We start from the raw sequence: 22,903 nt of genomic DNA on the forward strand, positions 1-22,903 counted from the left end.
CAGGAGCCCGCCATGGACACCACCCCCACCCCCCGCCTGCCCAGACGCGGCCTGCTCGCCCTCGCCGCGGCGAGCGGAGCCCTCACCGCGCTGCCCGCCTTCACCGCGTCGGCCGCGCCCATGCGTCCCGCGAACTCGACAGTCGGTCAAGGGAGTTCACGTCACCGGCTCTGGTGGCAGGCCCCCGCCGACGAGCACTCCATGATCGAGCAGGGTCTGCCCGTCGGCAACGGCCGCCTCGGCGCCCTCGTCGCGGGCGACCCCGGCCGCGAACTCCTCCTGATCACCGACGCCACGATGTGGACCGGCGGCCTCAACGACACCCTCGACGCCGACGGTCAGTTCCCCTACGGCCGCGATGACTTCGGCTCCTTCACGCTGCTCGCCCGCCTCACCGTCGACCTCCCCGACCACGACCTGTCCGCCGTCCACGGCTACCGCCGCACCCTCGACCTGGCGAAGGGGCTGCTGACCACGTCGTACACGCGCTCCGGGGTGACGTATCGGAGGGAGATCTTCGCCAGCCGGCCCGACGACGTGATCGTCCTGCACTTCACGCAGAGCGGCGGCGGTCGCCACACCGGCACCGTCGTGCTGGAGGGCACGCACGGCGAGGACGCCTCGGTGTCGTTCGGCGCGGCCCTGCCGAACGGGCTGCGCTACGGGGCAGCCGTCACCGCGTACGGCTCCGGCGGCCGGGTCACCGTCAGCGGCTCGCGGATCGACTTCGCCGGGTGTCGGGACCTGACCGTGGTGGTGAGCGGCGGCACCGACTACGCGCCGGACGCGGCGAGGGACTACCGCGATCCGTCCCTCGATCCGCACCGGCTCGCCCGCACCAAGGTCCGCGACGCCGCCACCCACTCGGTGGACACCTTGCTGAGCACCCATGTCGCCGACTACCAGGCCCTGTTCGGGCGCATGGACCTCGCGCTCGGCACGTCGTCCGCCGAGCAGCGCTCCCTGGACACCTGGGAACGGCTCCGGGCGCGCGCCCGGGACGGCGTGCCCGACCCGGAACTCGAAGCGGCCTACGTGCACTTCGGCCGCTATCTGATGATCTCCGGATCGCGAGGAAGCCTGCCTCTCGCCCTGCAAGGGCTGTGGCTCGACGGCAACGACCCGGACTGGATGGGCGACTACCACACCGACATCAACCTCCAGATGAACTACTGGATGGCCGACCGGACCGGCCTGTCCCCGTGCTTCGACGCCCTCACCGACTACTGCCTCGCCCAGCTGCCGTCCTGGACCGACACCACCCGCCGCCTGTTCAACGACCCGCGCAACCGCTACCGCAACTCCACCGGCCGTAACGCCGGCTGGACCGTCGCCATCTCCACCAACCCCCATGGCGGAGGCGGCTGGTGGTGGCACCCGGCGGGCAACGCCTGGCTGTGCGCCACCCTGTGGGAGCACTACGAGTACACCGGGTCGCGAGAGCACCTGAAGAAGATCTATCCGTTGCTGAAGGGCGCCTGCGAGTTCTGGGAGGCGCGGCTGCTCACCACCACGCTCCCCGGCACGTCGAAGGAGGTGCTGATCGCCGACAGCGACTGGTCCCCGGAGCACGGCCCGCTCGACGCCAAGGGCATCACCTACGCTCAGGAACTGGTGTGGGCGCTCTTCGGCAGCTACTGCACCGCGGCGGCCGAACTGCGGACCGACACGGGCCACGCGGCCACGATCGCCGCACTGCGCAGAAAGCTGTACCTGCCCCAGGTCAGCGAGACCACCGGCTGGCTGGAGGAGTGGATGTCCCCCGACAACCTGGGCGAGACCACGCACCGGCACCTCTCCCCGCTCGTCGGCCTGTTCCCCGGCGACCGCATCCGCCCCGACGGCTCCACCCCCGCCGACATCGTCACCGGCGCAACAGCCCTGCTCACCGCGCGCGGCATGGAGAGCTTCGGCTGGGCCAACGCCTGGCGCGGCCTGTGCTGGGCCCGTCTGAAGAACGCGGAGAACGCCTACCAGTTGGTCGTCGACAACCTCCGCCCCTCGACCGGCGGCAGCAACGGCACGGCACCCAACCTCTTTGACATCTACGAGGTCGAACGCGGCCGGGGCATCTTCCAGATCGACGCCAACTTCGGAACCCCGGCCGCGATGATGGAGATGCTGCTGTACTCCCGACCCGGACACATCGAACTCCTCCCGGCGCTCCCCGACGCCTGGGCCGGTTCGGGCTTCGTCGAGGGGGGCGCCGCGCGCGGCGGCTTCGAGGTCGACCTGCGTTGGCGCGACGGGAAACCGACGGAGGCGCGGATCCACAGTGTCGGCGGCCGCACCACGACGGTCGTGTGCGGCGAGGTGTCCCGCACGGTCACCCTGCGGCCCGGCGCCTCTGTCACACTGCGGGACCTCACCCGGTGAGGGCCGCGCTTCCGTCGGCCGTCGTCCTGCTGACCGTCGTCGCCTGCCAGTCCCAGGCCGCCGAGGCGCCCGCCGAGGCCACCGCCGCGCCGAGCGGTGTCGTCACCTGGGCCGCGAGCGCCGACCGGATGGCCGACGGCGTAGCCGGCCGCAGCTACCGGCTCGTCGTGCACACCAGCGTCGGCGGCACCGGCGTCCGGGTCCGGCTCTCCAACGCCTTCGGGGACCGGCCGCTCACCCTCGACAGCGTCTACGCCGGCATCCGGAAACAGGGCGCCGAACTGCGGCCCGGCAGCAACCGCCGGATGACCTTCGGCGGTGCGCGCACGGTCACCGTCCCGGCGGGCGACACCGTGTGGAGCGACCCGCTGCCCGGCAGGCTGCCCGCCGCGACCGACCTCGTCGTCAGCCTCCACAGCCCCGACGCGGGCGGCCCGGCCAGCGGCCACTGGATGGCCCTGCAGTCGTCGTACGCGACCCAGGGCGACCACACCGCCGCGGAGAGCGGCGCCGCCTGGACCATCCCGACCGGCTCCTGGTTCTACCTCGACGCCGTCTCCGTACACGCCCCCGAGGGCACCGCGGCGGTGGCCGCCCTCGGCGACTCCATCACCGACGGCTGGCAGTCCACCGCCGACCTGAACCGCCGCTGGCCCGACTACCTCGCCCGCCGCCTGCAGCGCACGGACACGGCCGTGAAGGGCGTGGCCAACGAAGGGATCTCCGGGAACAAGGTCCTCGCGGACGGCCCCGGCCAGAGCGCCCTGAACCGGCTGGAGCGCGACGTCCTCACCCAGCCGGGCGTACGGACCGTGTTCCTCTTCCAGGGCGTCAACGACATCAAGGCCCACACGGGCGTCACGGCCGACGACCTGATCGACGGCTACCGCGAGATCGTCGAGCGGGCGCACGCGGCCGGCAAGTGCGTCGTCGGCGCGACCGTCGGACCCTTCAAGGGCTGGCACGAATGGGACCCGGCCGCCGAAGCCGTACGGCAGGAGGTCAACACGTTCGTCCGCACCGGCGGCCTGTTCGACGCCGTCACGGACTTCGACCGCGTCCTGCGCAGCCCCTACGACCCCGCACGCATGCTGCCCGCCCTCGACGGCGGCGACCACATCCACCCCAACGACAAGGGGATGCAGGCGATGGCCGACGCCGTCGACCTGACGGCCCTCGACTGCGACACCGACCGCTGAAGCCGAGCGGGCGTAACCTCAGCCGCGCAACGTCTGCGCCCAGTCGGCCGGCACCCGCCCCGCAGGCCCCGGTGCCGGCTGCTCGGCCGGATGGCTCACCGGCGCGGCCAGCTCGGGCCCCGACTCGTACAGCTCGTTCGACGCGTAGTCCCAGTACCAGCTCTCACCCGGCTCGAAGCTCTGCACGAACGGATGCCCGGTCTCCCGGAAATGCCCCGTCGCGTGCTGGGCGGGCGAACTGTCACAACACCCCACGTGCCCGCACTGCGCACACCGCCGCAGATGGAACCACCATCCGCCGACCTCGTCGCACTCGACGCACCCGCTGCCGCTCGGCGGCACGCTCGGGTCGATCCCCTTGCCGCCCTGGTCGCTGGTCATGCGGACTCCTCCTCGGCCGATGTGAGCGGAAGCAGCACCTGGAAACGCGTGTCGCCCGGCTCCGACTCCACCTGGATGGTCCCGTGGTGCTTGTTGACCACGATCCGCCAGGAGATGTCGAGACCGAGCCCGGTCCCCTCGCCCACCGGCTTCGTCGTGAAGAACGGATCGAAGATCCGCCCCCGGTGCTCGGCCGGGATCCCCACACCCGTGTCCCGGAACTCCACCAGCAGCCGGTCGTGGTCGAGGGCCGTCCGCACGGTCAACGTCCCTTCGCCGCCCGCGCTGTCGATGGCCGAGACCGCGTTGTCGATCAGGTTCGTCCACACCTGGTTGAGTTCCGCCGGGTACGCCGGGATCTTCGGCAGCGTACGGTCGTAATCCTTGACCACCTTGATCTGCGGGCCGATCTTGGCCGACAGCATCATCAGGGTGCTGTCGAGGAGTTCGTGCACGTCGGCGTTGCGGAAGGGCGCGCGGTCCAGCTGGGAGTACTGCTTGGCGGCGTCGACGAGATGGGAGATGCGGGTGGTCGAGTCGTTGATCTCGTCCATCAACAGCTCGGTCTCGACGGTGTAGTTGAGCCAGCCGATCGCGCTCGGCAGGATCTCCTCGTCCACCGCCGCCGCGACCTGGTCCAGCCAGTCCTCGTCGAGACCGGCCTGCACGAAGGCGGGCGCGATCCGCCAGCCGTCCTGGATGTCGTGGTCGTCCAGCCAGTCCGTGACGGCGTCCTCCCGGTCCGACGCCTCCAGCGGGCTCAACGTCGGTGCCTTCGCGACCCGTTCGGCCGTGCGCTCCTGGATGTCTATGAGGTTGGCCATGACCTCGGGGGAGTACGAACCCTGCGCGATGATCGCCAGCTTGTGCCGCATCTTGCCGACGCGCTCCCGCAGCGTCGCGGTGGCCCGGACGGCCGCCGCCGCGGGGTTGTTGAGCTCGTGTGTGAGCCCCGCGGACAACGAGCCCAGCGCCAGCAGCCGTTCGCGCTGGTTGACGGCCAGCTCGGTGCTCTTCTGACCGAAGAAGAGACCTTCCAGCAGATGCAGGGCCATCGGGAACCACTCGCGGATCACCTCCGCGAAGGTCTCGGCGGGCAGCACGAAGAACCGCGTCGGCTCCGTGACCCGCATCGAGCTGTTGTAGACCTGCGGAACCCGGTCCCCGAGATAGGCCTGCCAGGCCCCGGAGTACACCCCGCGCTGGGAGGTCCGGTTGACCTCCACGTCGTCGCCGCCGACCCGCCGGGACAACACGACGGTGCCCTCGACCATCACATAGAAACAGGTCGCGGGATCACCCTCGGTGTACACGGGGCCGGGCTCGAACATCTCCACCCGCCCCGCGCTGCACAGCCTGCCGAGCTGCTCGGGCGTGAGCTTCTCGAACAGGAACAGGGCTCCGATCTCCTGCGGGTCGCACGGCATCAACTGCCCGCTCATGACTGCTCCAGATAGCGGTGGACGAGCATCACGGCCATGGCTCCCTCTCCTACGGCGGACGCGACCCGCTTCGCGGACTCGGCGCGCGCGTCCCCCGCCACGAACACGCCGGGGACGTTGGTCTCCAGGTGGTACGGCGGCCGGTCCAGCTCCCAGCCGGCCGGTGGCCGCCCGTCGGCCGTCAGGTCGGGCCCGGCCAGGATGAACCCGCGCTCGTCCCGCAGCACCGTCGCGTCCAGCCAGTCGGTCAGCGGGGCCGCGCCGATGAACACGAACATCCACTGCGCGTCGACCAGTTCGGTCCGCCCGCTGTCCACGTCACGCAGCGTCAGCTGCTCCAGGTGGCCGGAGCCGTGGGCGGACTCCACGACCGTGCGGGTGCGCACCGAGATGTTCGGCGCCTCCTCGATCTGCTGGATCAGGTAGTGCGACATGGACGCCGACAGCGACTCACCGCGCACCAGCAGCGTCACCGACTTCGCGCCCCGCGACAGATACATCGCCGCCTGCCCCGCCGAGTTGGCGCCGCCGACGATGTACACGTCCTGCCCCTGGCAGGCGGGCGCCTCCGTCAGCGCCGACCCGTAGTACACCCCGCAGCCGGTCAGGTCGTCGCAGCCGGGCGCGGCCAGCTGCCGGTACGACACGCCGGTCGCCAGGATCACGCTGTGCGCGGCGACCGCCGAGCCGTCCGAGAACCGTACGACCCGGGCGGCGCCGCTGACCTCCAGCGCCGTCACCTCGCGCGCGGTGAGGATCTCGGCGCCGAACTTCGCCGCCTGCCGGCGGGCCCGGTCGGTGAGCTGGGCGCCCGACACGCCGTCCGGGAAGCCGAGGTAGTTCTCGATCCGGGAGCTCTGCCCGGCCTGCCCGCCCGTCGCCGACCGCTCCACCAGCACGGTCCGCAGCCCCTCCGACGCCCCGTACACCGCCGCGCCGAGCCCCGCGGGTCCGCCGCCGATGACGACGAGGTCGTAGAACTCCGCCGTCGGCGTCGTGGCGAGCCCGACCTGCGCGGCCAGCTCGGGTGCCTCGGGCGCCACCAGGGGTGTGCCGTCCGGCGTGATCACCAGCGGCAGCCGCTCTCCGTCCTGCTCGGCGGCGGCCAGCAGCCGCTGACCCTCGGGTTCGTCGGCCGAGTACCAGCGGTACGGCACCTGGTTGCGGGCGAGGAACTCCCGCACCTCCGACGACCGCGCCGACCACCGGTGCCCGACCACCTTGGTGCTGGGCACCGGCCGGTAGTCGCTGCGCCGCCACGCCTCCAGCAGATCGTCCAGGACCGGATACAGCTTCTCCTCGGGCGGGTCCCACGGCTTGAGCAGATAATGATCGAGATCGACGACGTTGATCGCGTCGATCGCCGCGCTCGTGTCCGCGTACGCGGTCAGCAGCACCCGCCGCGCGCCCGGGTAGACGTCCAGGGCCTGTTCGAGGAACTCGATGCCGTTCATCTGCGGCATGCGGTAGTCGGCCAGGATCACGGCCACGAGATCGCCGCGCAGCTTCAGCTCGCGCAGTGCCTCCAGCGCGGACTCGCCGGACTCCGCCCGCACGATCCGGTGGGACGCGCCGTAGCGCCGCCGCAGATCGCGGGCGACCGCCCGGGACACGCCCGGGTCGTCGTCCACGGTCAGGATGACGGTCCGCGCTGCGTCGGCGGCCTGTGCCATACGTCTCCCACCCCGGGGTCGGTACCAGGGCACGGCGTCTCCACGTCGCCGCGCCGACTCCGGCCCATCGTATGTTCGATCCGCCCGCTTCGCTCGGGTACGTGGGAGGCGACGCCTTTCAGCCGCGACGCGGGGCGAGCACGCAGAACTCGTTGCCTTCGGGATCCGTCAGCGTCACCCACGGCTCGTCGCCGCTCTGCCCGATGTCGGTGTGGTGCGCGCCGAGCGCGAGAAGGCGGGTGACCTCGGCGTTCTGGTCGTCGGGGCGGAAGTCGAGGTGGAGGCGGTTCTTCACGGTCTTGCCCTCCGGGACCGGCCCGAAGATCAGGCCGGGCAGGCGGTCCGGTTCCGGCCGGATCTCGAATTCCTCGGCCGAGTCGTTCAGCACGACCCAGCCCAGCGCCTCGGCCCACCAGCGTCCCAGGGCCACCGGGTCGGCCGAGTCGACGACCACCTGCTCCCACTGCAAAGCCATGGCCGCAGCGTAGTGAAGACTGGGCCCGAACGACGTGACCACGACACTAGGAGGCAGCCGGAATGACGCGCCCGATCACGGCAGGGGTGGACGGCTCCGAGGAGAGCCTCGCCGCTCTCGGCTGGGCGGCCCGGGAGGCGGTCCGGCGGGGGCTGGCCCTGCGGGTGGTGCACGCCTGGCGGTTCCAGTCGCACGAGGCGATCGACGCGGGGGACCCGGACACCCAGGTCCAGTGGGTGCGGGAGGGCCTCGCGGAGGCCGTCCGCTCCGTCACCGAGCGGCACCCGGGCATGGAGGTGACGACCGACGTCATCGACGACGGCTCCGTGGACACACTGGTCGCGGCCGGGGCGGACGCCGAGATGCTGGTGCTCGGGTCGCGGGGCCAGGCCGCGGTCGTCGGGTTCCTGCTGGGCTCCGTCGGACAGCAGGTGATCGCCGGGGCGGGGTGTCCGGTCGTACTGGTCCGGGCCGGGGACCAGGCGTCCGCGGAGGCCGCCGGACGCGAGATCGTCGTGGGCCAGCACGGGGACGCGGACGACAGCGCCGCCGCGCTGCGGTTCGCGTTCGAGACGGCGGCGGCACGCGGCGCGACCGTGCGCGCCGTACGGGCCTGGACGCTGCCGCCGCTGTTCGCCTACAGCCCGGCCTCCCTGAAACTCCTCGACGACGCCGGCGGGCTGGAGCCCTACGAGAAGAGGTCCCTGGGCGAGGCGCTGCGACCGTGGCGCGAGCGCTTCCCCGACGTCCAGGTGGTCGAGCACGTCGAGATGGGCAGCGCCGGGCAGGTGCTGCTGTCGGTCGTCGGACGGGCCCAGCTGATGGTCGTCGGGCGGCGCGCCCGCCGTACGGCCGTCGGCGCCCGGATCGGTTCGGTCGCGCACGGCGTCCTGCACCACGCGCCCTGCCCGGTGGCGGTCGTACCGCCGGTCTGAGCCTGGTCGACCGAGCCGGTCCGCCGGCTCAGTCGGCCGTCGGCTGAAGCGTCTCCCGGGCCTTGGGCAGGATGTTCTCGATGTAGTCCTCGACCACCGTGTCCAGGTCGATGTCGTGCTGCGCCCGCTCGGACAGGTACCAGCGGTGTTCGAGCAGCTCGTGGTAGATCTCGGCCGCGTCCATCGAACCGCGCAGTTCCAGCGGTACGGCCCGCACCGTGGGTCGGAAGACGTCCCGCACCCAGCGGTGGGCGAGGACCTCGGGGCGGGCTCCGAGGGGGTCACCCGGGGCGTAGTCGTCCTGGGTGGCCATCCAGCTCTCCAGGTCGTTCAGCAGCCGTCGGGCCTGGTTCTCCTCGGTGTCCAGGCCCGTCAGACGCAGCAGTTGACGCTGGTGGTGCCCGGCGTCCACGACCTTGGGCACGAACGTGACCGTGTCGCCGTTGGTGGCGTGCTCGATCTGCATCTCGGCCACGTCGAACCCGAGGTCGTTCAGCCGGCGGATCCGGCGCTCGATGTAGTGGTACTTGCCCGCCGGATACACCGAGGTGCGGGTCAGCTCCTCCCACAGACTCCGGTAGCGGGCACAGATCTCGGTGCCGAACTCGATCGGGTCCACCGAGGGGTGCAGCGCCCCGGACGCCTCCAGGTCCAGCAGCTCGCCGCTGATGTTCACCCGGGCCAGGTCCAGGTCGTAGTCGCGCTGGCCGTTGCTGAGCTGCGGGTGCAGATCGCCCGTCTCGGCGTCCACCAGATACGCGGCGTAGGCGCCCGCGTCGCGCCGGAACAGCGTGTTGGACAGCGAGCAGTCGCCCCAGGCGAACCCGGCGAGGTGGAGCCGGACCAGCAGCACGGCCAGCGCGTCCATCAGCCGGTGCATGGTCGCGGGACGCATCGTCGTCTCGAACATCGAGCGGTACGGCATCGAGCCGCCCAGATGCCGGGTCACCAGGACCGACTCCAGCGGCCCGCCGTCGCCGTCGACGCGTCCGGTGACCACGGCCAGCGGATCCACCGACGGGATGCCGATGCGGTCCAGGTCGCGCAGGAGCTCGTACTCGCGCAGTGCCGGGCGTTCGGCGAGCTCCTTGACGGCGATCACCTCGTCGCCGGCCCGGGCGTAGCGCACCACGTGCCGGGATATACCGCGCGGCAGCGGGACGAGGACGTCGTCCGGCCACTGCTCCAGCGGCAGCTGCCAGGGCAGCTCCAGCAGGAGCGCGGGGTGCTCCGGGTTCGTCGCGCTGATCTGCAGTGCCATGGGCCGTTCGTCCTCGCCTCGCCGGTGATCGTCACCTCACCCTAAAGTGCGCGCTCCCGCGCCTGAAGAGCAGCTTCCTGCACGGATCCCCGGTGCAGGGGACCGTGGCCGGGCAGCAGTACGTCCCCCTTGAGGCCTTCGAGTACGTCCAGCGAGGCCACGGCCTGTGCGCGCTCGCGGTGGAACATGTCGGGCAGCAGCTGCGGTCCCTTGATCCGCGAGGTGGGATGCCCGCTCACCAGGGCGTCTCCCGCGATCACCACCCCGGCGTCGGGCAGGTGGTAGGCGCAGTGCCCGTTGGTGTGGCCGGGGGTGTGCACGGGGACGGGACGGCCGGGCAGGTCCAGCGGGCCCGCCGAGGGGAACGGCTCGGGCGCGGTGACCGGGACGTGCGCGGTGCCGCCCGAGCGGATCGCGTGGATCGCCCAGGGCAGGACGCCGGGCCGCCAGCCGTTCCTCAGGACCGTCCCGACGTTCACCTGGTGCAGGAACTCCCGGCGCGCATGCGGCACTTCGGCCTCGTGCAGGTATATCGGCGTGCCGTGCGTGGCGTTCAGGTACTCGGCGTTGCCCAGGTGGTCCGTGTGCGCGTGCGTGATCAGCACGGCCGTGACGGCCTCCGGTGAACTGCCCACCTCGGCGAGCGAGGCGAGGAGCCTCGGCCGGTCCCCGGGGTAGCCGGTGTCGATCAGCGTGACCGAGTCCCCCTCGGACAGGATCACCCAGTTGGTGTTGCTGCCGTGCACCAGATAGGTGCCGTCCGCGACTTGCCGCACATCTGCTTGCATGATCGTCCCGCGTGGTGAGGTCCGTGCCCGACGGACACAGCAAAGCAGATCACCGAAAGCGCGTGACCGGCGGGTCGGGACGCATCCCGAACAGGAACCGCGTCAGCCGAGTTCTGCGCACCAGGCACTCGTACAGGACGACGATCACCACCAGCGAACCGGCCACGATCGCGGCGTACTTGATCACGATCGGCGCCGACCAGCCGACGACGCCGTACGCGAGGGCGACCACGACCGGCTGGTGCAGCACGTACACGGGCAGGGCGGCGATCCCCAGGTACACCATGGCGCGCGACGGCGACCGCCCCGCGCCCTGCTGGTCCTGGCGTTCGCGCCCTGCGCGCGGCCGGTCCAGCAACCCCAGGATCGCGGCGACCCAGCACCACCCGGCCGCCCCGAACACGGCCCGCGTCACCAGGCCCAGCGGACTTGCGTCGGTGAACGGGTCGTCCAGTGACATGAACCCGGGCGCGGACCCCGCGAACAGGACCAGCCCGGCCACACCCACGGGAACGGCGACCCGGCGCAACGCATCGCGGACACGTACGTCGTCGGCGAGGACGTACCCGAGGACGAAGAACACCAGGTACGCCCAGCGGTTCCAGCCCGCGAAGCCCTCCTCCATGCCCAGGAACGCGTTGATCGCGGCCAGCGGCAGGAGGGGTGCGAGGAGCAGGGAAGGACGCCGCCGCACCGCCTGCCCCAGCCGCTCCGAACAGGCCGCGAGCGGTGCCGCGACCGGGGCGAGCAGCAGGCTGAAGGTGAGCAGCAGCACGACGAACCACAGATGACCGGTCTCGAAGTGCTCCCCGTCCAGGACGAACGGGAAGTCGGCCGGGTCCGGCCGGACGGTGAGGAAGCGCATCCAGAAACGCCCGTACGACTCGTCGTAGCCGGGGTCGGCGGCCCGCAGCCGCAGCCACTGGGGGAGCGGGCACAGGACGACGGTCGCGAAGACCAGCGGAACGCCCAGCCGCAGCAGCCGTTCACGGGTGAAGCGGGCGGGACCGCGGCGGCGGATCGAGTAGCGGGAACCCAGCCCGGCGACGAGGAACAGCATCGGCATCGCCCACACGACCCCGAACCCGGCGAGCACGGTGACGGCCTCGGTCGTCCGCGCGTCCTTGACGTAGAAGTCGTCGTCCGGCGAGAAGACCAGCGCGGAGTGGAAGAACACCAGCCCCAGGACGACGAAGACCCGCAGCGCGTCCAGTTCGCCACGCCGGGGAGCGGTGGCCGGTACCTGCGTGTCGACGCTCACGCGGACAGTGTGGCCGCCGGGCAGGGCTTCGCCCAGAGGAAGGGCCGCCTCCGGCACCGTCCACCGGAGGCAGGCCCCCCGCGCGCCCGAAGCGGCCGCCTCTCCGCCTCAGTGCACGCCGTGCGGCCGGAACTGCACGCTGATGCGTGGTCCCGTGGCGCGTGTGGTCTTCGGGATCGAGTGCTCCCAAGTCCGTTGGCAGGAGCCGCCCATCACGATGAGGTCGCCGTGGCCCAGCGGGCGGCGCACCGTCTCGCCGCCGCCCCGCGCCGGGCGCAGCAGCAGATCCCGCGGCGCGCCCACGGAGAGGATGGCGACCATCGTGTCCTCCCGCGCGCCCCGCCCGATCCGGTCCCCGTGCCAGGCGACACTGTCCCGGCCGTCGCGGTAGTAGCAGAGCCCGGCCGTCGTGAACGGCTCGCCGAGTTCCTCGGCGTAGTGCGTGGACAGCGCGTCGCGGGCCTCGGCGAGCACGGGATGCGGGAGCGCGTCGCCGGCGCCGTAGAAGGACAGCAGTCGAGGTACGTCGACGACGTGGTCGTACATCGTGCGCCGCTCGGCACGCCAGGACACCTCGGCGGCGAGCTGTTCGAACAGGACGTCGGCGCCGCTCAGCCAGCCGGGCAGCACGTCGATCCAGGCGCCGTGGGCCAGCCGTGTACGGCGCATCCCGGCGAGGTCACCGAGCCGCAGCTCGTCCGTCTGGTCGAACAGGGAGCCCTGGAGGTGCGTGGCCATGGTCCCAGCGTACTCCAGAATCGAAAATCTGTTCCTATCCGATTGTCGGTCGGCGTCTCGCCGGTTTCCGGCCGGCTCTTTGGATGCATTCCTGTATCGGATACATTCACGTATCGAACGGAGGCGGGACATGGCGGTGAAGGAAACGACCGGGCGCGTCACCAAGCGCCGCGTCCGCACGCGCGCCAACCTGCTCGACGCCGCGTTCGCCGTGTTCGCCGCCAAGGGGTTCGGCCGCGTCTCCATCGAGGAGGTCTGCGAGGCCGCCGGCTACAGCAGGGGCGCCTTCTACTCCAACTTCGACAGCCTGGACGAGCTGTTCTTCGCCCTCTACCGGCAGCGCGCCGACCTGATCGCGGAGCAGGTGGCCGGCGCCCTCGCCCTCGACGGGCCGGACCTGGACGTGCCCGCCGCCGTGGACCGGGTCACCGAGGTGCTGCTGCTGGACCGGGACTGGCTGCTGGTGAAGACGGACTTCCTGGTGCACGCCGCGCGCCACCCCGCCGTCGCACAGGCCCTGCTGGAACACCGCGCCCGGCTGCGCGGCGCCATCGCCGACCGGCTGGCCAGGGCACGGGGACACACCGCACTGCCCGCCGTGCTCGGCGACATCGACGGCGCCGCCCACGCCGTGGTCGCCGCCTACGACGGCGTCACCACCCAACTGCTGCTGGACCGGGACGGCGAGCACGCCCGGGCCTGGCTGGGGCAACTGCTCACCGCGCTGCTCACCGACGGCAGCGGTACCACCGCATCAGCGCACATGAGGACATGAGGAAGGGACGGTCGCCATGGATGCCGACGTCATCGTCGTCGGAGCGGGACTCGCGGGCCTGGTCGCCGCGAGCGAACTGACCAGCCGGGGCCGCAGGGTCGCACTGGTCGACCAGGAGAACGCCGCCAACCTCGGCGGGCAGGCGTTCTGGTCCTTCGGCGGGCTCTTCCTCGTCGACTCCCCGGAGCAGCGGCGCCTGGGCATCAAGGACTCCCTCGACCTGGCCTGGAACGACTGGCAGGGCAGCGCGCAGTTCGACCGGGTGGACGACGAGGACTCCTGGGCGGTGCGCTGGGCGCGCGCCTACGTCGAGTTCGCGGCCGGCGAGAAGCGGGCCTGGCTCGACGGCCACGGCATCAAGTTCCTGCCCACGGTCGGCTGGGCCGAGCGCGGCGACCTGCGCGCCCACGGCCACGGCAACTCCGTCCCCCGCTTCCACATCGCCTGGGGCACCGGCACCGGCGTCGTGGAACCGTTCGTGAGGTACGCCAAGGAGGCCGCGCGCGACGGGCTGCTCACCTTCTACCACCGGCACCAGGTCGACGAGCTCGTCATCGAGGGGGGCGCGGCGCGCGGTGTACGCGGCACGGTCCTGGCCGACGACCACTCGGCCCGGGGCGTCGCCTCCAACCGCGACCACGTCGGCGAGTTCGAACTGACCGCCCAGGCCGTCGTCGTCACCACCGGCGGCATCGGCGCCAACCACGACATCGTCCGCCGCTACTGGCCCGAACGGCTCGGCACCCCGCCCACCGAGATGGTCACCGGCGTCCCCGCCTACGTCGACGGCCGCATGCTCGACATCAGCGCGGAGGCGGGCGTACGCCTGGTCAACCGTGACCGAATGTGGCACTACACCGAGGGCCTGCAGAACTGGGACCCGATCTGGCCCGGCCACGGCATCCGCATCCTGCCCGGACCGTCCTCCATGTGGTTCGACGCCCTCGGCCGCCGACTGCCCGACCCCTGCCTGCCCGGCTACGACACCCTCGGCACCCTCAGGCACCTGCGCACCGACACCGACATCGCCGGGTACGACCACTCCTGGTTCATCCTCAGCCAGAAGATCATCGAGAAGGAGTTCGCGCTGTCGGGCTCCGAGCAGAACCCCGACATCACCGCCAAGGACCGCACCGGCTTCCTCAAGGAGCGGGTGCTCGGCAAGGGCGCCCCGGGACCGGTGGCGGCCTTCCTGCGCAACGGCGCCGACTTCGTGACCGCCCCGAACCTGGAGCAACTGGTCGAGAAGATGAACCAGTTGACGGACAAGCCGCTCCTCGACGCCGAGGCGGTCCGACGCCAGATCGAGGCCCGCGACCTCCAGATCGCCAACCCCTACAGCAAGGACGCGCAGGTCCAGGGCATCCGCAACGCCCGCCGCTACATCGGCGACCGCCTCGGACGCGTCGCCACCCCGCACCGCATCCTCGACCCCGCGTCCGGCCCTCTCATCGGCGTCAAGCTGCACATCCTGACCCGCAAGACCCTCGGCGGCATCCAGACCGACCTCGACTCCCGCGCGCTCGGCGCCGACGGCACGCCGATCGACGGCCTGTACGCGGCCGGCGAGGTCGCCGGCTTCGGCGGCGGAGGCGTCCATGGCTACAACGCGCTGGAGGGCACCTTCCTCGGCGGCTGCCTCTTCTCGGGCCGCACGGCGGGACGGGCCGCGGCACGGCAGACCGGCTGAGACCAGTGCACGGCCCGTCGCCTCAGGGTTGCAGGAGACGGGCCAGCACCGCGGCGTGGCTGTCGTCGGGGGACTTCGAAGCGGTCAGCAGGGTCACCGTGCCCTTGCCCGCCAACTCCCGCACACGATCGACGAGTTCGGCCGCCTCGGGGGCGGCCAGCTCCGCCTCGTAACGCTCGGCGAACTCCTCGTACGACCCCTCGCCCGCGTGGTACCAGCGCCGCAGCTCCGTGGAGGGGGTGAGCCCCTTCGGCCACTCGTCCACGCGGGCCGTGTCCTTCGACAGACCGCGTGGCCAGAGCCGGTCGACGAGGACACGGACGCCGTCCTCGGGCTCGGGTGCTTCGTAGACGCGACGGATACGGACGCTCATGGCCGGGCCTTTCCGGTGGAGCTGACGAGTTCCTCACAAGTGTCGGTCAAGGTCGACGCATGATCACGTACAAGTCCCGTGTCGCCCTGCTCGCCACCGCCCTGCTGCTGACCGGGTGCGCCGGCGGCGCCACGGCGATGCCGGACCACGCGCCGGACACCGGCGGGCCCACGGCCGGCGCGGCCACGACCGCCACCCCGATGCCCGACGTCGCGCTTGAGGCGGCCCCGCGGCAACTGCCCGGCCTCGGCCCGAAGACCTGGGGCGACGTGCCCGCGCAGGCCCGGCAGGCCGTCGTCGTCACCGGGAATGGCAGGAACTCATCGCGGTCCACCGTCGTTCTGTACGAGCGCGGCGACATCGGCTGGGAGGCCGGCGCCGAGTGGCCCGCGCACAACGCGCGGCGCGGCTGGACCGACCACCACCGGGCCGGTGACCTGCGTTCGCCCATCGGGGTCTTCACGCTCACGGACGCCGGGGGTCTGCTCCGCGACCCCGGCACCAGGCTGCCGTACGACCATGGTGTCGGCTTCACCGCCACCGGCACCGGCTTCGAGGGCGAGCCCCTCGCCGGTTCCTTCGACTACGTCATCGCCATCGACTACAACCGACAGCCGGGCACCACCCCCCTCGACTGGACCCGCCCGCTCGGCGCCGGACGCGGAGGCGGCATATGGCTGCACGTCGACCACGGCGGCCCCACACAGGGCTGCGTCAGCATCGCGCGCGAGCACATGCGGGAACTGCTGCTGGCGCTCGACCCCGACCGGCATCCCGTCGTCGTCATGGGCGACGCCGACTCCCTGGCCCGCTGACACCGCCCCCGACCGCTTAGGATCCGCCGCGTGTGCGCACATGTGCTGGTAGCCGAGGACGACGAGATGCAGGCCGAACTCATACGCCGCTCCCTGCTGTCGGAGGGGCACACCGCGACCGTCGTCCACGACGGTCCGGCCGCCCTCGACGCCGCCCGGCAGCTCAGGCCCGACCTCGTCGTCCTGGACCTGATGCTGCCGGTGATCGACGGCTTCGGGGTGTGCCGGGTGCTGCGCCGGGACGACGACATCCCGGTGCTGATGCTCACGGCCCGCTCGGCGGAGGACGACGTCCTGCTCGGACTCGAACTCGGCGCCGACGACTACATGACCAAGCCGTACAGCCCACGCGAGCTGATGGCCCGCATCCGGACCGTGCTGCGACGCAGCGGGCGGACCGGCGGCCGGCGGGAGGAGCCCGTCGTACGCGCCGCCGGGCTCGCCGTCGACCCCGTACGGCACGAGGTGCGGTGCGACGGGGCGGCGGTGGAGTGCACGCCGGCCGAGTTCGAGATCCTGCTGGCGATGGTCACCGAACCCGAACGGGTCTTCTCCCGGCGGCAGTTGCTGGAGTGCACCCGGGGCATCGACCGGGCCTCCACCGAGCGGGCCGTCGACGTCCACATCATGAACCTGCGCCGGAAGATCGAGCCCGACCCGCGCCGGCCGGTGCGGCTGCTGACCGTGTTCGGCGTCGGCTACAAGCTCAGCGGCGGCCGCGCGTGAGCCGGCGGGTACCGCTGCGCAAGCGCCTGTCGGTACGGCTGCTCATCGCCTCGGTGCTGATCGCCGTGTGCTCGGTGGCGGCGACGGCCTGGCTGGCCGTGGAGACGACCACCCGGGCGCTGCGGGAGGAGCAGGGACAGGTCCTCGCGGAGGACATGGACGTCCTGGCCCGGCTCAGCGGATACGCCGCGACCCACCCGGACTGGAAGGGCGTCCACGGGACGGTCCGCGAGCTGTCCGCGCGCACCGGCCGCCGTATCGCCCTCACCACCACGGACCGTCGGACCATCGCCGACTCCGCCCCGCCCGGCTCCTCCCTGCCGCCGCGCGCCGCCGCCACCGTCGACCCGCTGCACGTCGACACCTTCACCGAGCGCGGCGCGCAGCGCGGTGGTGTCGACCCACGGGTGGTGGGCCCGTACCGGGTGACCGACGAGGAGCGGGCCAAGCTGGAGAAGCTCGCCGAGACGCGGCGGAGGTGCTTCGCCCGCAACGGCTACGAGACCACCGTCGTCCAGACGCCGAGCGGCCGGCCGGTCGTCACCGACCACGACGGGCCCGTGGCGGGCGGGGTCGTGCCCGACGAGTGCGCCGACGGCCTGCTCAACACACCGACACCGACCGAGGACAAGGCCCTGTCCGACCTGTCCGAGCGAGCTCGGAAGTGTCTCGACCGGCGCGGGCTGAGCCCCCGGTCGCAGAACTTCGTCGCGGTCGACGTGACCGAGCAACGGCTCGGCACCCGTTACCTCATGGGCAAGCTCGCCGGGCCCGGCGACCGCGCTGCCGTGCGGGAGGCGCACCGGTGCGTCGACGCGGCACGCCATGCCCAACTCGACCCGTACGTCGCCCCCGTGGCCGAGCTGTTCCTCGGCGTCGGCGACACCACCGCCGTCCGGTTCGACATGTCGCCTGCCAACAAGGCCAAGGTCGTCGGCGCCGCGGGGCTCGTGCTGGCCGTCACCGTGGCCGTGACCGCCGTGGTCGCCACCCGGCTGGTACGGCCCTTGCGGGCGCTGACGGAGGCGGCCCAGCAGCCGCCCGAGCTGCACGCCCGGGTCCCCGTCACCACCCGGGACGAGACCGGCATCCTCGCCGCGGCCTTCAACGAACTCGCCGAGCGCCGGGAACGGCTGGAGGCGCAGCGCAAGGCGATGGTCAGCGACGTGGCCCACGAACTGCGCAGCCCGCTCACCAACATCCGCGGCTGGCTGGAGGTCACCCGCGACGGTGTCGTCGACCCCGACCCGACCCTGCTCGCCGCCCTGCACGAGGAGGCGCTCGTCCTCCAGCGCGTCATCGACGACCTCCAGGACCTCGCCGCCGCCGACGCCGGCACGCTGCGTCTGCATCGCGAGCCCGTCCGCGCCGACGAACTCCTCGACCAGGTCGCCGCCGCCCACCGCGTCGCCGCCGACACCGCCGGCGTCACCCTCGACACCACGGCGGTCGGCACCTGCTGGCTCGACGCCGACCCCGTCCGGATGCGCCAGGCGCTCGGCAACCTCGTCTCCAACGCCCTGCGGCACACCCCTGACGACGGCACCGTCACGCTCGCCGCCCGACGCGACGGCGACGACGTCGTCCTGGAGGTCATCGACACCGGGAGCGGGATCGCCGCCGAGGAACTGCCGTACGTCTTCGACAGGTTCTGGCGTGCCGAGAAGTCCCGCAGTCGGCGTACCGGAGGCAGTGGGCTCGGTCTGCCGATCGTCCGGCACCTCGTAGCCGCGCACGGGGGTACGGCCGACGCGGCGAGCGAGCCCGGTGCCGGTGCCGTGTTCACGCTGCGGCTGCCGGCCGGCGCGGCGCCCGAGTGACGGGGGCCGCGCCGGTTCCGGCCGCTCAGCCGGCGCGCTGCCGCAGGGCCCTTCGCTCGGTCTCGCTCGTGCCGCCCCAGATCCCGATGAACTGGTCCATGTCCAGTGCCCAGCGCAGACACTGCTCCCGGACCGAGCAGCGCCGGCAGACGGCCTTCGCCTGCTCCGTCTGCAACACGGTCGGTCCGGACGTGCCGATCGGGTAGAAGAGGTCGGGGTCCTCATGGCGGCAGGCGGCGTGGTCTCGCCAGTCGTCCATCAAAGTCACCTGCGATCGTCGTATGTGCCCTCGGTGGATGCATTACTCGTTTTCGAGTCGCCTGTCGATGCGCAAGTGAAACCCCGTCGGACACCGGCGAATCCGGTCACTGTTCGCGCATGCCCCACGGAGAGCCGTACGCCGTCAGCAGATCCAGGAACGGCCGGGCCGGGAAGGCCTCCGGGCCCAGCACGCCCGCGCCCGACCAGGCGCCGCCGGCGAGGAGTTCGAGGGCGACGACCGGATTGACGGCGGTCTGCCAGACCACGGCCTGGCTGCCGTACTCCTTCATGGACCACTGGTTGTCGACCACGTGGTAGAGGTACACCTCGCGCGGCCGCCCGTCCTTGACGCCCCGCACCCAGGTGCCCGCACAGGTCTTGCCGTGCATCCGCTCGCCCAGCGTCGCCGGGTCCGGCAGACACGCGGCGACGACGTCCCGGGGAGACACCCGCACCGGCCCGTCGGCGCCCGGCACGCTCACCGGCTCGGTGCGGTCCAGGCCCAGCAGGTGCAGCGTCTTCAGCGTGCCGATGAACTCCTCGCCCAGGCCGTACTTGAAGGTCACGCGGCGTGCGTCGACCCAGCGCGGCACCAGGAGCACCTCCTCGTGCTCCACGTTCACGCACTCCACCGGCCCGATGCCCTCGGGAAAGTCGAACACCTCGGGCTCGCTGAACGGTTCGGTGGTGAACCAGCCGCGGCCTTCCTCGTAGACCACGGGCGGGTTGAGGCATTCCTCGATCGTGGTCCAGATGCTGAAGGACGGCGCGAACTCATAGCCGTCGACGGTGAGGTTCGCGCCGTCGCGGACGCCGATCTCCTCGATCTCGTCGAAGAGCTCGTCGGCCGCGTACCGGGCGAACACGTCCGACAGCCCCGGCTCCACGCCCATCCCGACGACGGCCAGCGCGCCTGCCTTCTCCCAGTCCGCGGCCTGCTCGAACTGGGCGTCGCCCAGCTTGACCCCGCACTCCTCGTACGGGCGCTGCGGGTGCGGCCGGGACAGCGACATCGCCATGTCGACATACGTGGCTCCGGCGGCACGCGCCGCCCGGAACAGCGGCAGCACGAAACGCGGGTCGGTGGCGTTGAGCAGTACGTCGCACGCGTGCCGCTCCAGCAGCGCGGTCACCGCCGTCTCGTCGCTCGCGTCGACGCGCTCGGCCCGGAAGCGGGCGTCGCCGCCGAGCGCCGCCACGGCCGCCTCGGCGCGCGCCGGGTCGTGGTCGGCGACCACCATCGCCTCGAAGAACGGACGCCGGGCCGCGATCCGGGTGATGGCGGTACCCACTCCACCGGCACCCACGAGCAGTACACGCATGACAAGACTCCCTCGGCTTTGAAGGTCCACGGGCTTGAAGGTCTACGACGAGGTGGGGCCCCGCCCGAGATACAACGCGGTCCGTTCACGTAAGGTCAATGGCGTTGGCATAAGGGAGGCAGGACGGGAAGGACGGAGGTCAGCGTGCCGAAACCGGTCGTTCCGGAGGAGAAGCGGCGCCGACGCCGTCCCACGAAAAGCGGCACCGTGCTGTCCGAGCGGCTGATCGTCGAGACGGCCCTGCGCATGCTGCGCGAACACGGCAGCGCCGGTCTCACCGCCCGCCGACTGGGCCTCGCCCTCGACGCGGACCCGAGCACCCTGTACCGGTACTTCCGCGGCATGGACGATCTGACCCTCGCCATCGGCGACGCCCTCATGGGCCAGGCGCTGGACGGCTGGGAACGGACGGGGGAGTGGCGGGCGGACCTGCGTGCCATCGGGCTGCGCGTCCACGCCGCGTACGTCGCCCATCCGCAGGCCGCCGCGCTCACGACCAGCCGGGTCACCGGGCGGCCCAATGAACTCGCCGCCGACGAGACGGTGTTGGACGTACTGCGCACCGCCGGGTTTCCGCTGCCGGACACCGTGCGGATCTACCACGCCTTCATCGACCAGGCGCTGGCCTTCGCGGCGCTGGACGCGGCGGCGCTGGCCCTGCCGAGCGAGGCGCTCCGCGCTGACGAGGGGATGTGGGGGTCGACGTATGCGCGGCTGCCGCGGGCCGACTACCCGCGGATCGCCGAGGCGGCGCCGTTGCTGGCGGCGCGGATGGTGGACAGTGCGTATCCGACGGCGTTGGAGATGTTGTTGGACAGTGCCGCTGCGCAGCTGGCAGCGGGGTAGCTCCGCAGGGGGTGCCACGCCAGGTTGTTCTGGGAGTGCGGCGCCGTTGGGGGTGGTCGCGCCCACGCGGCGGAGCCGCACATCGATACAGCCCCGCACCCCTTGAGGCGTCGCAGGACCGGCTGCTGGCTCAAGCGCGCAGCGCTTCCGTCGCCGTTGACGTCACCGCCTTCGTCACCGCTTCCAGTGCCGGTGAGTCCAGTTTCCACTGTTGCCAGTACATCGGGACGTCGGCCGGTCGGTCCGGGGCCAGCTGTACCAGGCGGCCGGTCTTCAGGAGTGGTTCTGCCTGGACCTCGGGGATCATGCCCCAGCCGAGGCCGGCGGTGACGGCGGACAGGAAGCCCTCGGAGGTGGGGATGTGGTGGCGTACGGGGCTCGCGCCGGTGCGGCCGCGGCGGAGCGTGCGGACGAAGGCGTCCTGGAGGTCGTCGCTGCGGTCGAAGGTCATGACCGGCGCCCGCGCCAGTGCGTCCGCGAGTGAGGTGCCGAGGTGCCGCTCGGCGAACTCCGGGCTCGCGGCTGCCAGGTAGCGCATCCGGCCGAGGCGCCGCACGGAACAGCCCGCCACCGGGTCGGGTGAGGACGTGACGGCGGCCATCACCAGTCCCTCCCGCAACAGCGTCGCCGTACGGCTCTCGTCCTCGCGTCGCAGCTCGAAGCAGAGCCGGGGTTCGTCCGGTACGCGGGTGAGCGCCGTCAGGAACCAGGTGGCCAGGGAGTCGGCGTTGACCGCGATCGACACCCGGGTCGTGTCCTCGGCGTCGTTCATGCCGAGCTCGGTCCGGGCGTCGTGCTCCAGCCGGGCCAGCTGGCGCGCGAACCGGACGACGACCATGCCGGACTCGGTCGGCCGCACCGGTTTCGTCCGCACCAGCAGCACCCGCCCCGTCCGCTGCTCCAGCGCCTTCACCCGCTGGCTCACCGCCGACGGCGTCACATGCAGCGCGGCGGCGGCCGCGTCGAAGGTGCCCTCGTCGACGACCGCGAGCAGCGTCCGCACCTGGTCGAGGGGAAGCTCGGTCAACTCGGTCCTCAGGGGAGCCTTCACGGCAGCTAATGATACGTAAGAATCTTTAGCTGTACGCGCGGCGGCCGTGTCCCTAGCGTCGATGCCATGAACGACGCCTTGACCACCGCTGCCGCCGGATTCGGTACCGGCCTCACCCTGATCGTCGCCATCGGCGCGCAGAACGCCTTCGTCCTGCGTCAGGGCATCCGCCGCGACGCCGTCCTCGCCGTCGTCGGCATCTGCGCCCTGTCCGACGCCCTCCTCATCACCCTGGGCGTGGCCGGCGTCGGCGCGGTGGTCGTCGCCTGGCCGGGGGTGCTGACAGCGGTGGCCTGGGTCGGCGGGGCGTTCCTGCTCGGCTACGGCGCGCTCGCCGCCCGCCGGGTGTTCCGGCCGGCTGGTGCTCTGGTGACGGAAGGCGACGCGGCGGGGTCACGGCGGCGGGCGGTGCTGACGTGCCTCGCGATGACGTGGCTGAACCCGCACGTCTACCTGGACACCGTCTTCCTGCTCGGCACGGTCGCCGCCGACCGCGGCCCGATGCGCTGGACGTTCGGGCTCGGTGCCGCGCTGGCCAGCCTGTGCTGGTTCGCCGCCCTCGGCTTCGGCGCCCGGCTGCTCAGCCGCCACCTCGCGAAGCCGACGGCCTGGCGGGTCCTGGACGGGCTGGTCGCCGCGACGATGATCGCCCTCGGCGTCGGCCTCCTCGCCGGAAGCTGAGACGCGGGTCCGAA

The 22,903-nt window shown here is 71.9% G+C and carries 22 protein-coding genes; 10 read left to right on the forward strand and 12 right to left on the reverse strand.

Annotation, left to right across the window (positions count from 1 at the left end; translation table 11 throughout):
* The first annotated feature begins 12 nt into the window (after window positions 1-12).
* Both ACZ4UU_RS31475 and ACZ4UU_RS31480 read left to right on the forward strand, forming a co-directional pair.
* Window positions 13-2,376, forward strand: coding sequence for a glycosyl hydrolase family 95 catalytic domain-containing protein (locus ACZ4UU_RS31475; RefSeq protein WP_471906778.1), 2,364 nt, complete (start codon window positions 13-15; stop codon window positions 2,374-2,376).
* Window positions 2,373-3,575, forward strand: coding sequence for an SGNH/GDSL hydrolase family protein (locus ACZ4UU_RS31480; RefSeq protein ID WP_471906779.1), 1,203 nt, complete (start codon window positions 2,373-2,375; stop codon window positions 3,573-3,575). Before ACZ4UU_RS31475 ends, ACZ4UU_RS31480 begins: the two co-directional genes overlap by 4 nt.
* A gap of 18 nt (window positions 3,576-3,593) precedes the next feature.
* Here ACZ4UU_RS31480 and ACZ4UU_RS31485 read toward each other — a convergent pair whose 3' ends face one another.
* The 4 genes from ACZ4UU_RS31485 to ACZ4UU_RS31500 all read right to left on the reverse strand — a co-directional run bounded on the left by ACZ4UU_RS31485 (window position 3,594) and on the right by ACZ4UU_RS31500 (window position 7,546).
* Entirely contained in the window at window positions 3,594-3,956 is a 363-nt protein-coding gene (locus ACZ4UU_RS31485; RefSeq protein ID WP_471906780.1) for a UBP-type zinc finger domain-containing protein, read from the reverse strand.
* The gene (locus ACZ4UU_RS31490; RefSeq protein ID WP_471906781.1) at window positions 3,953-5,398 is read right to left on the reverse strand and encodes an ATP-binding protein; all 1,446 of its coding nucleotides are present in this window, start codon (window positions 5,396-5,398) and stop codon (window positions 3,953-3,955) included. Before ACZ4UU_RS31490 ends, ACZ4UU_RS31485 begins: the two co-directional genes overlap by 4 nt.
* Window positions 5,395-7,071 carry an NAD(P)/FAD-dependent oxidoreductase gene (locus ACZ4UU_RS31495; protein ID WP_471906782.1) on the reverse strand — a complete coding sequence of 559 codons (1,677 nt, stop codon included), beginning with the start codon at window positions 7,069-7,071 and terminating at the stop codon, window positions 5,395-5,397. Before ACZ4UU_RS31495 ends, ACZ4UU_RS31490 begins: the two co-directional genes overlap by 4 nt.
* Before the next feature lie 118 nt (window positions 7,072-7,189).
* Complete coding sequence (locus ACZ4UU_RS31500) at window positions 7,190-7,546, reverse strand: VOC family protein (RefSeq protein ID WP_471906783.1); 357 nt, start codon at window positions 7,544-7,546, stop codon at window positions 7,190-7,192.
* A gap of 62 nt (window positions 7,547-7,608) precedes the next feature.
* On the opposite strand from ACZ4UU_RS31500, the gene ACZ4UU_RS31505 reads away from it, so the two are divergent.
* The gene (locus tag ACZ4UU_RS31505) at window positions 7,609-8,481 is read left to right on the forward strand and encodes a universal stress protein (protein WP_471906784.1); all 873 of its coding nucleotides are present in this window, start codon (window positions 7,609-7,611) and stop codon (window positions 8,479-8,481) included.
* 28 nt (window positions 8,482-8,509) lie between these two features.
* On the opposite strand, the gene ACZ4UU_RS31510 is transcribed toward ACZ4UU_RS31505, so the two are convergent.
* The 4 genes from ACZ4UU_RS31510 to ACZ4UU_RS31525 all read right to left on the reverse strand — a co-directional run bounded on the left by ACZ4UU_RS31510 (window position 8,510) and on the right by ACZ4UU_RS31525 (window position 12,529).
* Window positions 8,510-9,742, reverse strand: a complete 1,233-nt coding sequence (locus tag ACZ4UU_RS31510) for a DUF4032 domain-containing protein (protein ID WP_471906785.1) — start codon at window positions 9,740-9,742, stop codon at window positions 8,510-8,512.
* A 41-nt stretch (window positions 9,743-9,783) separates the two neighbouring features.
* Entirely contained in the window at window positions 9,784-10,530 is a 747-nt protein-coding gene (locus ACZ4UU_RS31515; protein ID WP_471906786.1) for an MBL fold metallo-hydrolase, read from the reverse strand.
* Window positions 10,531-10,579: 49 nt separating this feature from the next.
* Window positions 10,580-11,791, reverse strand: a complete 1,212-nt coding sequence (locus ACZ4UU_RS31520) for an acyltransferase family protein (RefSeq protein WP_471906787.1) — start codon at window positions 11,789-11,791, stop codon at window positions 10,580-10,582.
* A 108-nt stretch (window positions 11,792-11,899) separates the two neighbouring features.
* On the reverse strand, window positions 11,900-12,529 hold the full coding sequence (locus ACZ4UU_RS31525; protein WP_471906788.1) for an alpha-ketoglutarate-dependent dioxygenase AlkB: 630 nt from the start codon (window positions 12,527-12,529) through the stop codon (window positions 11,900-11,902).
* 130 nt (window positions 12,530-12,659) lie between these two features.
* Here ACZ4UU_RS31525 and ACZ4UU_RS31530 point away from each other — a divergent pair, with 130 nt between their 5' ends.
* Together ACZ4UU_RS31530 and ACZ4UU_RS31535 are read left to right on the forward strand one after the other, a co-directional pair.
* Window positions 12,660-13,304: a TetR/AcrR family transcriptional regulator gene (locus ACZ4UU_RS31530; protein ID WP_471906789.1), complete on the forward strand. Its 645-nt coding sequence runs from the start codon at window positions 12,660-12,662 to the stop codon at window positions 13,302-13,304.
* A 16-nt stretch (window positions 13,305-13,320) separates the two neighbouring features.
* The gene (locus ACZ4UU_RS31535; RefSeq protein WP_471906790.1) at window positions 13,321-14,994 is read left to right on the forward strand and encodes an FAD-binding dehydrogenase; all 1,674 of its coding nucleotides are present in this window, start codon (window positions 13,321-13,323) and stop codon (window positions 14,992-14,994) included.
* Between the two features lie 22 nt (window positions 14,995-15,016).
* On the opposite strand, the gene ACZ4UU_RS31540 is transcribed toward ACZ4UU_RS31535, so the two are convergent.
* Window positions 15,017-15,367, reverse strand: a complete 351-nt coding sequence (locus ACZ4UU_RS31540) for a DUF488 domain-containing protein (RefSeq protein ID WP_471906791.1) — start codon at window positions 15,365-15,367, stop codon at window positions 15,017-15,019.
* A 59-nt stretch (window positions 15,368-15,426) separates the two neighbouring features.
* Here ACZ4UU_RS31540 and ACZ4UU_RS31545 point away from each other — a divergent pair, with 59 nt between their 5' ends.
* From ACZ4UU_RS31545 to ACZ4UU_RS31555, 3 genes are read left to right on the forward strand one after another with little or no spacing between them, the layout of a single operon-like run.
* Window positions 15,427-16,182 (forward strand): hypothetical protein, encoded by a 756-nt coding sequence (locus tag ACZ4UU_RS31545; protein ID WP_471906792.1) that lies wholly within the window; start codon window positions 15,427-15,429, stop codon window positions 16,180-16,182.
* Window positions 16,183-16,212: 30 nt separating this feature from the next.
* Window positions 16,213-16,908 carry a response regulator transcription factor gene (locus ACZ4UU_RS31550; RefSeq protein WP_471906793.1) on the forward strand — a complete coding sequence of 232 codons (696 nt, stop codon included), beginning with the start codon at window positions 16,213-16,215 and terminating at the stop codon, window positions 16,906-16,908.
* On the forward strand, window positions 16,905-18,728 hold the full coding sequence (locus ACZ4UU_RS31555; RefSeq protein ID WP_471906794.1) for a sensor histidine kinase: 1,824 nt from the start codon (window positions 16,905-16,907) through the stop codon (window positions 18,726-18,728). Before ACZ4UU_RS31550 ends, ACZ4UU_RS31555 begins: the two co-directional genes overlap by 4 nt.
* A 25-nt stretch (window positions 18,729-18,753) precedes the next feature.
* Here ACZ4UU_RS31555 and ACZ4UU_RS31560 read toward each other — a convergent pair whose 3' ends face one another.
* The gene (locus ACZ4UU_RS31560) at window positions 18,754-18,987 is read right to left on the reverse strand and encodes a WhiB family transcriptional regulator (protein ID WP_062717002.1); all 234 of its coding nucleotides are present in this window, start codon (window positions 18,985-18,987) and stop codon (window positions 18,754-18,756) included.
* Between the two features lie 106 nt (window positions 18,988-19,093).
* On the reverse strand, window positions 19,094-20,311 hold the full coding sequence (locus ACZ4UU_RS31565; RefSeq protein ID WP_471906795.1) for a saccharopine dehydrogenase family protein: 1,218 nt from the start codon (window positions 20,309-20,311) through the stop codon (window positions 19,094-19,096).
* Between the two features lie 144 nt (window positions 20,312-20,455).
* Between ACZ4UU_RS31565 and ACZ4UU_RS31570 the strand changes: the two genes are divergently transcribed.
* Window positions 20,456-21,157 (forward strand): TetR/AcrR family transcriptional regulator, encoded by a 702-nt coding sequence (locus ACZ4UU_RS31570; protein ID WP_471906796.1) that lies wholly within the window; start codon window positions 20,456-20,458, stop codon window positions 21,155-21,157.
* Between the two features lie 130 nt (window positions 21,158-21,287).
* Here the strand turns inward: ACZ4UU_RS31570 and ACZ4UU_RS31575 are convergent, their stop codons facing one another.
* A complete protein-coding gene (locus tag ACZ4UU_RS31575; RefSeq protein WP_471906797.1) occupies window positions 21,288-22,208 on the reverse strand; it encodes a LysR family transcriptional regulator ArgP in 921 nt (306 codons plus the stop codon).
* Window positions 22,209-22,274: 66 nt separating this feature from the next.
* Here ACZ4UU_RS31575 and ACZ4UU_RS31580 point away from each other — a divergent pair, with 66 nt between their 5' ends.
* Entirely contained in the window at window positions 22,275-22,889 is a 615-nt protein-coding gene (locus ACZ4UU_RS31580) for a LysE/ArgO family amino acid transporter (RefSeq protein ID WP_471906798.1), read from the forward strand.
* Window positions 22,890-22,903: the final 14 nt, after the last annotated feature.

This window comes from Streptomyces sp. NPDC028907, assembly GCF_055564995.1.